The 12091-nt window shown below is 49.4% G+C and carries 9 protein-coding genes; 1 reads left to right on the forward strand and 8 read right to left on the reverse strand.

Translation table 11 applies throughout. The annotated features are described in order from the left end of the window. Positions 1 to 23: 23 nt before the first annotated feature. Positions 24 to 839 (reverse strand): AraC family transcriptional regulator, encoded by an 816-nt coding sequence (locus WB371_RS08030; protein ID WP_336219553.1) that lies wholly within the window; start codon positions 837 to 839, stop codon positions 24 to 26. A 34-nt stretch (positions 840 to 873) separates the two neighbouring features. Beyond that, the gene (locus WB371_RS08035; protein WP_336219555.1) at positions 874 to 2316 is read right to left on the reverse strand and encodes a PLP-dependent aminotransferase family protein; all 1443 of its coding nucleotides are present in this window, start codon (positions 2314 to 2316) and stop codon (positions 874 to 876) included. Positions 2317 to 2491: 175 nt separating this feature from the next. Between WB371_RS08035 and WB371_RS08040 the strand changes: the two genes are divergently transcribed. Then, positions 2492 to 2656: a DUF1127 domain-containing protein gene (locus WB371_RS08040; protein ID WP_336219556.1), complete on the forward strand. Its 165-nt coding sequence runs from the start codon at positions 2492 to 2494 to the stop codon at positions 2654 to 2656. Positions 2657 to 2869: 213 nt separating this feature from the next. On the opposite strand, the gene WB371_RS08045 is transcribed toward WB371_RS08040, so the two are convergent. From WB371_RS08045 to WB371_RS08070, 6 genes are all read right to left on the reverse strand, one after another. Beyond that, positions 2870 to 3547 (reverse strand): hypothetical protein, encoded by a 678-nt coding sequence (locus WB371_RS08045; protein WP_336219557.1) that lies wholly within the window; start codon positions 3545 to 3547, stop codon positions 2870 to 2872. A gap of 99 nt (positions 3548 to 3646) precedes the next feature. After that, the gene (locus tag WB371_RS08050) at positions 3647 to 6904 is read right to left on the reverse strand and encodes a type I restriction endonuclease subunit R (RefSeq protein WP_336219558.1); all 3258 of its coding nucleotides are present in this window, start codon (positions 6902 to 6904) and stop codon (positions 3647 to 3649) included. Next, positions 6901 to 8286, reverse strand: a complete 1386-nt coding sequence (locus WB371_RS08055) for a restriction endonuclease subunit S (RefSeq protein WP_336219559.1) — start codon at positions 8284 to 8286, stop codon at positions 6901 to 6903. The genes WB371_RS08050 and WB371_RS08055 overlap by 4 nt, the downstream gene beginning before the upstream one ends. Beyond that, the gene (locus tag WB371_RS08060; protein ID WP_336219560.1) at positions 8286 to 10628 is read right to left on the reverse strand and encodes a class I SAM-dependent DNA methyltransferase; all 2343 of its coding nucleotides are present in this window, start codon (positions 10626 to 10628) and stop codon (positions 8286 to 8288) included. The genes WB371_RS08055 and WB371_RS08060 overlap by 1 nt, the downstream gene beginning before the upstream one ends. A 276-nt stretch (positions 10629 to 10904) precedes the next feature. Next, on the reverse strand, positions 10905 to 11861 hold the full coding sequence (gene yjiA / locus WB371_RS08065) for a GTPase (protein ID WP_336219561.1): 957 nt from the start codon (positions 11859 to 11861) through the stop codon (positions 10905 to 10907). Between the two features lie 12 nt (positions 11862 to 11873). Then, entirely contained in the window at positions 11874 to 12077 is a 204-nt protein-coding gene (locus WB371_RS08070; protein WP_024130742.1) for a YbdD/YjiX family protein, read from the reverse strand. Positions 12078 to 12091 lie beyond the last annotated feature (14 nt).

The following is a 12091-nucleotide window of genomic DNA, read 5'->3' on the forward strand; positions in this document are numbered from 1 at the left end:
GTCACGTTACGCCGGATGAAACGCTATTTATTGTCTGATATTGATCGCCCCAGCGCATACTGCCGCGGCGTGGCGGCGGTATAGCTGACAAAGGTGCGGTGAAAATGGCTCTGATCGGCAAAACCACTCTGATAGCCAACGTCAGCGAGATCGTCCCCGGCGCGCAAACGGGCTCTGGCAAAATCAATCCGTGCGATGTTCAGATAACTGCCCGGCGTCAGGCCGGTATCCTGTTTAAAGGTGCGGATCAGCGTCTCTTTACGTATGCCGCAGGCGCGTGCGAAGTCATCAAGCGACGGTGGAGAAAGCAAGTGGGTTTGCAATTGCTCTTGCAGATACTGACTGGTCGCGCGCGGCGTGTCTGGCCTGGTGAACTGTAAGGGAAGCGAGCGTAGCAAACGCTGGGTTGCCTCGACCAGTTGCGCGTTTTGCCGTTTTTCCATCAGCGCCACAAGAGAGAGAAAATGCTGATAAAGATGTGGATTGCGGATGACCGGCCTGGGCGCGGACAGCAGCGTATTGGGCGTGTCTACGGGGAGATGGCTCAGGCACCACTGCGCATCCAGATAAAGCATATGGTAGCTGCGAAACTGTCCGCCGACGGGATTACAGCTATGCGATACCTGTGGTGGGATCACAATCAGATCGCCCACCTGAAGCCGATATTCCTTGCCAGCGCTGATACAGCGGGTCTCTCCCTCCACAATAGCCCCAATGGAGAGTTGCTGATGATGGTGACGCTTGTATGCCTGATGGCTGCGCCAGGTGCTGCGCAACTCCAGCCACGGAAGCCGTTCATCGCGCCAGAACGATTGTGGAATATCTCGGGTATGGGTCACGCTCACGCCTCCTGCACAGTGAGGATTTGTTATATCACAGGTTAAGAGGCCCTGGTGTCGCGATTTCCTCCATCGCCACCCTGATCGCCTCGCCCAGCTTTTGCATCACGTCCCGATGCTTTTCGTTGGGCGGTAGTGCGCAATTAATGCGCACGCAGTTGCGATACTTGCCGGAGGCAGAGAACAGTGAGCCAGGCGCTACCTGAATTTTCAGGCGGCAAAGCTGTCTGGCAACACAAACCATATCCACCTGTTCCGGCAATTCGACCCACAGCATAAAGCCGCCTTTTGGACGCGTGACGCAGATCCCGCAGGGAAAATATTCCCTCGCCCAGCAGGTATATATCTCTCTGTTACGCTGATAAATCTGGCGCATACGCCGGACGTGACGATGATAATGCCCTTCCCGGACGAACGCCGCTGCCGCCAGTTGCGTGGCGGGCACGTTGGTGCCAATGACGGCATACTTCATGTGCAGCAGTTTGTCATGGTATCGACCCGGAGCGACCCAGCCGACGCGCAGACCCGGGGCGACCGATTTGGTGAACGAACTGCACAGAATGACCCGACCGTCGATATCCCAGGAATGAAGGGTTCTGGGGCGAGGATACTCTGTCGCCAGTTCGCCGTAGACATCATCCTCGAAAATCACAATGTCGTGGCGTTGGGCGAGCGCCAGAACAGCCCGCTTGCGGGCATCCGGCATGATAAACCCGAGTGGATTATTGCAATTGGGTACCAGGATAACCCCTTTGATCAGCCACTGTTCGAGCGCCAGTTCCAGGGCTTCGATACTGATGCCGGTATCCGGATCGGTTGGGATCTCAATCACTTTGATCCCTAGACCGCGCAGCAGTTGCATGGTGCCGTAATACGCCGGGGATTCCACGGCGACAATATCGCCGGGCTGGCAGACGGCAAGCAATGCCAGCGACATCCCGCTTTGGCTGCCGCTGGTGATTACCAGATCGTCGGCATTAACCACCGAGCCGCCATCCAACATCAGCCGGGCGATTTGCTGGCGTAGCGCGAGGCTGCCGGCCAGTTCATCGTAGCCCAGAATCGCACTCAGATTGTGTTGCACGACGCGACTGAGTTCGCGCCAGAGGGGTTTCAGGCTGGGTTGGCTGACATCAGGGACACCGCTACTCAGTGGGATAACCGAGGCGTCGTGATGGCCTTCAAGCATGTTCAACACCTGCTCCCATTGCGTGATCTCAACCGGACGCTGTACCGGTCGCGACATCGGCGGAACGGGGGGCTGCGCTTTTCGCGGCGCCACAAAGTAGCCTGAGCGAGGTTGTGGTGTAATGAGCTGTTGCGTTTCCAGCGTCTGATAGGCCTGCTGTACGGTGCTGATGCTGACCCCATGTTCCTGGCTCAGGCTACGGACTGACGGTAATTTCTCTCCGTGGCGATACAGCCCCTGCTCAATACGCTCGGCCAGCAGGTTAGCCAGATGTTGATAACGCGTCATGCTGTATCCCTCATGGGTGCCATACAGATTTGAAAACCAGTACAGACAGGTGAAAATTATGCTGTGCAGATATCGTTTTAGCGAATCTGTATGTTAAATAAAAGTGTTTTTTGAATCTGTATTGTACGTCGCGATACCCGCCAGAATAGAGCCTTCTGGTTACGAGGAGGCGGGTATGGAATTTCACGAGAACAGAGCGAAGCAACCGTTTACAGGTTTTGTCCTGCTTTGGCGGGCGTTCAAAAAATGGCGTATTCAGGCGGAAACCCGACGTATTCTGCAACAAATGAGTGATGAACGCTTAAAGGATCTGGGGTTACGGCGGGATCAGATCGAATAGTGAGTATTTAAAAGGCAGAGGCTGGATGTCAGATGCACCCGGACAGCGACCTGGTGTTCAGCGATCTGTATCGCATCACTTCGGTGACCGTGGCGCTGGTGGCGACGTGGTTTGTGGTGGAGGGATGAGCACAGTGTGCTATTTAAGCGATGTATTCAGAAATACCTTAAATAAGAAATACCCCACATGATGATGTTGGGGTACGAGGTAAATTTAATCTAATTTTAGGTTTTTAATAATATTTTCAATGTATATCTCTGGCTTTGTTTTAGTTTTTTCTTTTATTTCGTAATATTTATACTTGTCAATTTTTAAGGTGATTTCCTCTTTCCCATTGTTAATGAAAGGAGTTATGAAAAAGGCGACAAGAATTATTACGGCAATTTCTTTAAATTGTGGTTTACTTTTGAGAAAATGAGGTATTTTGATAAATAAGTTGGATAGGGCTATCATTGCTAAAAAAACTATAGCCAGAAAAGAGAAGTTCACTGCGTATTTTTTATAGTATTCACCACTTCCAAAAATGTCGCCTATAAATCCTGTTGTTGCGCATAATAATACGGTGCCTGCCATAATAAAAAACGCAGGAGAGCATAATTGCTCAATTCTGGTATGTAAGTCGTTTAGAGCATTGATGAAATATTTACCATACTTTGAATTTATTAAAAAATAAGAAAATATGGCTAAAGCATACTCTATGAATAATATAAAACTGGCAGGTTTATATGTAAGAAAACTAATCTCGGTGGAATAAAATATATCCAACTGTATATAATAGGGTAGTAATGAATTTATCTCCATAAGTGCGGAACAGAAGAAACCTAAGAGAATATAAAATGCGTAACCATCAGTATTTATTGGGATAAGCTTTCTTATTATTTTGTTCATCATTTATTTTCCTTTCAATTATGTTCAAATTTCAAAATGTTCTTGTCGTGCAATTTGTATCAATTAACTCTGAAATTAGAAAGTCCATAGCTAACTATAATTTTATACAGGCAGCAATATTTTCCCCGTGATCATATCAAACATCAGACGGGCGAAACCTTGCGCCCGTGCTGGATCCGATAAGTACTGCATCATAAATTCCTGTTGCGCATCGTTACTGTCCATTACTGCATCGTCCACTGCCTGATAAAAATCGCCAAGAATGGCCTGTTCGGGGGCATTATTTTTTATTTGCATCATCACGGTCTTATTTTCCGAAATTTTATTTTGGATAGTTATCACGCTACTGATCAAATCCTTTTCGGTCAGATGATCGGTAATGAACAGTTCATTCATTCGTGAGAGCACTTGAGAGAGATATTCTTCTTTTTTGTCTTTGGGTTTCGCCGTACCAACAGCACTGTTGGGATCGAGCGTATAATCGGGTGCATTTTCCTGCAATTTCAGATGCTGTTCGTGAATTTTCGATAAACGGTAGTGGCTCATCTCGACACTGGTGAGATCGATCTCATCTTCTTCCAGTGGTTGCTCACGCAGCAAAGGGCGCAAATGGCGCGCGAACAGACTGAGTTTTTCCAGTGAGGGATCGTCATACTCTACAATCTGCGAGATAAACTCATAAAAGCGTACAAAGCTGCCCAGATCTTTTCTGAAGATCTCCAGCCGATCTTTCTCCTGTTTACAGCTTTTAAAACTGTTTTCCGCATTGGTGATCAGTACCGTATCGCCGGTTTTCTTCGTACGTTCAAACATCTCTTTTGCCGTCAGATACGCATCGATCGCGAGGGCATAACGCTTTTGCCAGCGTTCGACGGCAGGACGGCAAAGATTACTGATTGCCGCGTTGGAGCGGTTTTTGGCAAAGAACGCCTCGCAAAGTTGTTCCACTTCATTCCACTGGAAGATTTGACTCGCGCGTAATTTTTCGAAGAGATCGAATACCAGCGCAGGATCGCTGACATCGGTGAGTTCAGCGGTCTGATAATAGGGCTGAAATGCGTCGAGGATATCCTGAGGTTCATTATAAAAATCAAGCACGAACGTGCCGGATTCTGCTTTTCCTGGATAGGTGCGATTCAGTCGTGAAAGGGTTTGTACGCATTCGACACCGCCGAGCGCTTTGTCGACGTACATCGCACACAGTTTAGGCTGATCGAAACCCGTCTGGAACTTGTTCGCAACCAGCATGACCTGATAGTTATCACTATCAAACGCTTTGCGCATCTCCCGGCCATTCAGACCGGGGTTCATGTTGGTTTCGGTAAATTTATGATGGAGGAGCGCCTGATCGTGTTGTTCACTCTCGTCAAATTCAACCTCGCCTGAGAACGCCACCATGGCGCTGATCTTATGATAGTTGTTATCAGCGATGTACCGATCAAAGGCCAGCTTGTAACGAACCGCCGCCTTACGTGAACTGGTGACAACCATCGCTTTTGCCTGTCCGCCAAGCAGATTCATCACATGCTTACGGAAGTGTTCAACAATGACCTTCACCTTTTGCGACACGTTATGATCGTGGAGTGTCACCCACTGATTCAGCTTCACCTTCGCGCGTTTGCTGTCGACTTCCCTGTCACCATTTTCCAGTTTTTGCAGTAGCTGATATGCCACTTTGTAATTAGTGTAGTTTTTAAGAACGTCGAGAATAAAACCCTCCTCAATCGCCTGTCGCATGGTATAGACGTGAAATGCCGCAGGTTTATTTGTTCGGGAAGGCGGCTCATCAGGATGCGGAAGGCGACCAAACAGCTCCAGGGTTTTCGATTTTGGTGTGGCGGTAAAGGCGTAATAATTCAGATTACGGCTACTGCGCCGCGACGCTATCGTAGCATTCAGGCTGTCCTCCGCAGAGGGCACCGTATCGTCATCTTTATCTTCAAGCATCAATACTTCTTTTAACTGGCGCGCAGTGCTGCCACTTTGTGATGAGTGCGCTTCATCAGCAATCACGGCATATCTGCGCTGCCGGAGGCTGACGCTGTTTTCGATGGCTTTAAGCACAAACGGGAAGGTCTGGATAGTGACGATGATAATGGGCTGTGAGTGTTCTAACGCACTGGCCAGTTTCTCTGATTTGGACCCATCACCTTCTTTGTTGTTGATTCGCCCAACCACGCCATCCGCGTGTTCAAACTGATAAATTGTGTCCTGGAGCTGATCGTCGAGAACGGTACGGTCGGTGACGACAATGACCGAGTGGAACCATTTCTCACCGTGCGGATCGTACAGACGGGAAAGCTGATGCGCAGTCCACGCGATGGAGTTGGATTTACCGGAACCAGCGCTGTGCTGAATCAGATACTTATTGCCCGTGCCTTCGACAGCAACCGCTTTTACCAGTGCGTTAACCACATCCCATTGATGATAACGGGGGAAAATCAGGCTCTCTTTTTTATAGCGGATCCCGTTCCAGTCCTCTTTTTCAGTAATGTGCAGGTGGACAAAGTTCGCCAGAATTTTCAATAAATTATCTGGACGCAGGATGTCATTCCACAAGTAATCTGTGGCGTAGCGTCCCGCATCCAGCGGAATATCGTTACCCGCGCCACCTTCATGTGTCCCTTTGTTAAACGGCAGGAAGAGTGTTTGATCGCCTTCGAGTTTCGTCGCCATATACACCTCGAACTGGCTGACGGCAAAGTGCACCAGCGCCCCGCGTTTGAAGGTCAGTAGCGGTTCCGGTTTATGCGTGATCGGATCGTGAGGAAGACGGGTTTTCTTATACTGTGTGATGGCGTTTTGCACCGCTTGCTTAAATTCAGACTTCAGTTCCAGCGTTGCGATGGGTAGGCCGTTGATAAACAGTACCAGGTCAATACGCCAGCGTTTCGCTTTGATACCGTTTTCCTCCACGGCACTGGCGTAAGGGCTGTAAACCAGTTCCGGCACGAGACGACAGCGATTCTGCTGATAGCGCGCCAGGGTATCCGGATTCAGATTGTGCTCCGGCTTAAACTGGCAGAGGAAGAAGCGCGCATTGCGAATTTTCAAACCGTGACGCAGCACGCCGAGCGTACCCCAGCAACGCGACTGCCTGTCGGTGGCATTGCTATCGGCTTTTTTGAGTTGTGAAACCAGAGCGTCGAGAAAATGGCGTTCAGTATCGTTGGGATAGACTCTGGCAAATTTCTCCCATTCCCGCGGCTGCGTGGATTGCACAAACTGTAGCGTATCCTGTGCATACAGCGCACGTTCACGGTCATAGCCATCGCTTTTACCGATAACCCAACCGCTGGCGGACATCTGGGCAATAATGTCGTTTTGCAGGTTGATTTCGCGGGTGATGTCGTGATTCATACCATGGCCTCCGCGATGGCTTCTGCCTGGGGTTGATCCGTTGGCGCGCGCCAGTTGCGGACGTCAATTTTGCCAGTGACAGCGGCGGAGATCAGGGCGGTACGGCGTTCCTGAAGGAGTTCGATTTGCTGGTGTTGTTTTTCGATTAGGGTGTCGATTTTTGTAATCTTCTGATCAAGATATTTTGCAATATGGTTTTGTTCGTCAGACGAAGGGAGCCAGCATGAAATATTTCGAAGAATAGCTTGGGTTATACTATATACTTTAACACCTTTAACAGAATATCGTATTTGTGCTCTTAACTCTTGAGAGTTTAAAAGGTAAGCATAATAACGATAGTTTTCTCTATTGTATAAACGTGCAATTATTGTATGGTAACCAGCAAATACAATATCACTGCTTACTAATTGAGAAAAATTACCGGCCCCTTCGATGTCTTCAGATGTGTCTGCAAAAATTATATCTCCCTTATAGAGTAAGGAGTTCTTGTTATTTTTTATATATGATTCATTAACACATTTCAGTTTGTGAATTTTGGTATCTACTTCAAAGTGGTATTTAGAGTGTATTTCTCCATAGTTTATGCAAGGAATACCTTCATCCTGAAGGTTCTCTTTTGTAATTGTTAACCCTTTATCAAAATTGAACATATAGCGAAATTTGTTTAAAGTCCAATGTAAGGGTTTTTTCTGCTGGTACTCCACCCCAGAATCTTTCATCGGCACATCAGGATTTAGCCCTTTGGTTACTGCATGGCTAATCACTGCCTCGCGCTTCTCTTTCAGCAGTTCAATCAGTTGTTGCTGTTTTTCGATAAGGTTATCGATTTTTGCGGTTTCGTGATCAAGAAAACTGAATATTTTGCTCTGTTCACTCTTCCTTGGTAATAGAATTTCAATATTCCTGAATTCATCAGGGTCTAAGTCCCATTGATTGACACGAATCCCCTTGGAACGGCTTAAATATTGAGTAACGTAAATCGGGTTACGAAGTAAATAATGTATGTACTTTGGATATGCCTGCTTGAAAAGCATTTCATTTGGCTGGTAAATAAAGTATGCAGGGCTGACGATACCTTCATACTCTGAAATTGCGATAGATCCCTGCCACGCTTTCATCTTGTTCATTACTAAATCATCTGGTTTAACCAATTGATAAGATGACAAATCCTCTGAGGGCTTGTTATTATTATCATCTCTACTAGATTTGGGGATAACACCATAATCCCTATAAACGGAAAGTAATTCCTTTCCCGTATATCCGGTTCGTTTATTTCGGGAAAACAATCTAGCTATAGATATTGTTCTCCAATGTGCCGGAATCTCCCCCAACCACTCCACCCCAGAATCCTTATACTCTGGATATGCCTTATATTTAGCCATCAGGAGTGTACCTCCCGCAGCAGTTGCATAATCTCGACGCTTACCGCATCGAGATCGGCATCAATCTCCTCCAGCGATCGTGGTGGCGTATAGACGTAAAAGTGACGGTTAAAGGGGATTTCATAGCCGACAATGCCGATCTCACCGTCGAGGGCGTCACGCTTGTCGGCGTTGATCCACGCATCGGGAACGTGGGGCAACACTTCCGCTTTTACGTAGTTCTCAATGAGTACGCTGGTCGCGACGGCGGGATTAAGCGGCACGTTTTCGTTGTCGCGGAGTTCCCCGTCCTGCTCAAATTCGACGACCTGTCCACGATAATTAAACGCGCCGTAAAGCGGCTGTGGGTCTTCTTTTAAGACCTTTTTCACCACCGGCTCCGCATCCGGGTTACGGGTGGTGATGGCATCAATAAACTGCTTTTGCTCTCTGCTATCCAGCTTTACGCCAGCGGCTTTCAGCGCACTTTTTAAATCGTTCTGGAACTGATTAAAGTCATTGCTGGCAGCGTGGCATCCCCCCTCGGTTGTGCCAAACGCAGCCTGTAAAACGCGCGCTTTCGTCATCAGCTCGTGCTGGGTCAGCCACAGTTTTCTGTCGAGCAGATCTATCATCTGCTTCTCTTTCAGCTCGCTGAATTCCGCCTTCAGGATCGCACGCGCTTGCGTTTCCTGCGTTGAGAAATCACCGTAGTTGTTTTCCTGCCACTGTGCGCCAAAGGCGTCATACAGGCATTCCATAGGGGCATTGAGGGGTTTCGGCGCAAAACGCAGCGTAGCGATAGCGTCATTGCTGATTTGTGTGGTCAGACGCAGCGGGCGCTCGATGGTCAGGCGGCGATAGCCGAAATCGGTGCCGCGAAAGAGCTTACTGGCGAAGGTTTTTGGCGCGTCTTTTTTGCTGGTCGCCTGGCGACCCCGGCCCGATTTTTGCTCCGGCGCCTTCTCCAGGCCAAGCGCCTCCAGCGTGACGGTATCGATGGCCTCAACATCGCCAAAGGTGCGGGTGAGCAGACGGATGTGCGCCTCTTCCATCTGATTACGCTTAGAACCCAGCGATTTGCGCATTTTGCCGTACAGGTTGCTGCCATCAACAAGCTGAACTTTCCCTTTGCGTTCAGGTGCTTTGTTATTGCTGAGCACCCAGACGTAAGTGGCGATACCGGTGTTGTAAAACATGTCCGTCGGCAGCGCGATAATCCCTTCCAGCAGATCGGCTTCCAGAATGTAGCGGCGGATTTCGCTTTCTCCGCTGCCCGCACCGCCGGTAAACAGCGGGGAACCGTTGAGGATAATACCGATGCGCCCACCGCCGCTTTTCGCGTCGCGCAGTTTGCTGATCAGATGCAGCAGAAAAAGCAGTGAACCGTCTGAAACACGCGGGAGTCCCGGGCCGAAACGCCCATCAAACCCTTTTTGCTGGTGCTCGTTGTTGATGTCCCCTTCAATCTTTTTCCAGTCCACGCCAAACGGCGGGTTAGAGAGCATGTAGTCAAATTTCTCCCCCGGTAACTGATCGTTCGAGAGGGTATTACCGAGCTTGATACGGCTGACGTCCTGACCTTTGATAAGCATGTCTGCTTTACAGATGGCCCAGGACTCCGGATTGAGTTCCTGACCGTAGGCCCGCATCACCGCGTTGGGGTTCAGTTCATGCAGGTATTCCATACCGGAAGAGAGAAAGCCGCCCGTACCGGCTGTGGGGTCATAAAGCGTGCGAATGATGCCGTCTTTCGTCAGAACCTCGTCGTCGCCGATAAAGACGAGAGAAGTGGTCAGGCGAACGATGTCGCGCGGGGTGAAGTGTTCACCCGCCGTCTCGTTTGAACTTTCCGCGAAACGGCGGATGAGTTCTTCAAAGATCAACCCCATTTCATGATTCGAAATGGCTTGCGGGCTCAGGTCCGTTGTCGCGAATTTTTGTACGACTTTATAGAGCAGGTTAGCCTCTTCCAGTTGGCCGACAAACTCGCTGAATTTGAAGTGTTCGAAAATCTCACGGGCATCGGTGGAGAACGACTGCACGTACTTCTCCAGATTGGCCTTAATGCCGTTTTGCCCCATTTTGCTCAGATCCATGGGGGATGCGTTGTAGAAGGTAAGCCCGTCCGCTGCGCGCAGGATCATTTTCTCTTGCGCCTCTTCTGGCAGCTTCATCCCGTAGACTTTTTGCGCCTGTTCAAGTACCGCTGGCTTGCTGCTTTCCAGCACACATTCCAGTCGACGCAGAAGTGTAAAGGGGAGGATGATGCGACCGTATTGCGACTGTTTGAAATCGCCACGCAATAAATCGGCAACGGACCAAAGAAAAGCGGCCACCTGGGAGAAATTACTCGAAGTCATAAATGCATTCCTTGCCCTAATGAATAAGCTTTTTATTGTCTGGGGTAAACGCCTCCTATTTTTAGTGTAAAAACAGACTAAGTCGATCTTTTTATTGGGAAAAATTCATTTGCGCTATTGATCTTTTTGGCTGATATATATTTTGATTCTATAAATGAAGCATAAATAAAAGTAATTGAATGGGGAGTGTATTGAATAAACGCAGGTTGGAATATGACAGTCGGAAGAGAGGAAAATGTGTAGGCCCGATAAGCTTGCGCCATCGGGCATGAAACGTTACTTCTTCAGCCCCGCAAAGGCGGCTCTGATGTCGTCTTCGGGCAACTGAATGCCGATAAACACCAGCGTGCTGTGCGGTGGCTCGTCGCCCCACGGGCGGTCCCAGTCGGCGCTGTAGAGGCGCTGAACGCCCTGGAACAGCAGGCGGTTTGGTTCGCCGTCAATCCACAGCATCCCTTTGTAGCGCAGCAGTTTTTCCGCAGATTCCAGTAGCAGATTTTCCATCACGCGGGAAACCTCGCTGATATCTACCGGGTAATCCAGTTCCACCACAATGGAATTGATATCGTTCTGTTTGTCGGCGATAAAGTGAAAACGCGGCCGGGCGCTGACGACGTTCTCTTCCAGCATAAAACCGTTGGTATCGAACAGCAGGGAGAGCTCGATATCGCCGTGCGTGACGGTATACACCGGGGCGCGGGCGTTGATGCGCGCCAGACGTTCGCGCAGCTTTTCGCTTTCGCCAGCGACGTCGGTTTTGGTCAGCAGAATGCGATCGGCATAGCCAACCTGCGACTGAGCAATGGTGAACTGGTTCATCTGCTCGTCGGCATGAACCGCATCGACCAGCGCAATGACACCGTCCAGCAGATAGCGCTGGCAAATAATCTCGTGGGAGAAAAAGGTCTGAATAATTGGGCCGGGATCGGCCATCCCGGTGCATTCAATCACCAGGCGGTCAAAATGAATAGTGCCCTTGTCGAGGTTATCGAGCAGATCCAGCAGGGCATCTTCCAGTTCGTTCGAACGGGTACAGCAAATACAACCGTTGGTCAGGGTTTTGATCTGCGTGGCGCGATCGCCAATCAACTGATCGTCCACGGATACTTCGCCGAACTCGTTTTCGATAACGGCAATTTTGTAACCGTGCTCTTCGTTGAGGATGTGGCGCAGCAGGGTGGTTTTACCTGCGCCCAGAAAACCGGTGAGTAGGGTGACTGCAATCGGGGTCATTCACTTCTCCTTCTAACAGCAGCGCATGCCGCCTTTACCGTCGCCGCCGTAGCGTGCCTGCTGGCGCTCGCGGAAGAATTCTTCATAGCTCATGTACGGCTTGTCCGGATGGTTGGTTTGCATATGTTCGACATAGTTGTCGTAGTCTGGAATGCCAATCAACATCTTTGCCGCCTGGCCGAGATATTTTTTTGCCTGACCTAAGTTACCAAACATTGTGCCGCCTCGTG

Source organism: Citrobacter amalonaticus (assembly GCF_037053465.1).
Taxonomy (GTDB): domain Bacteria; phylum Pseudomonadota; class Gammaproteobacteria; order Enterobacterales; family Enterobacteriaceae; genus Citrobacter_A; species Citrobacter_A amalonaticus_H.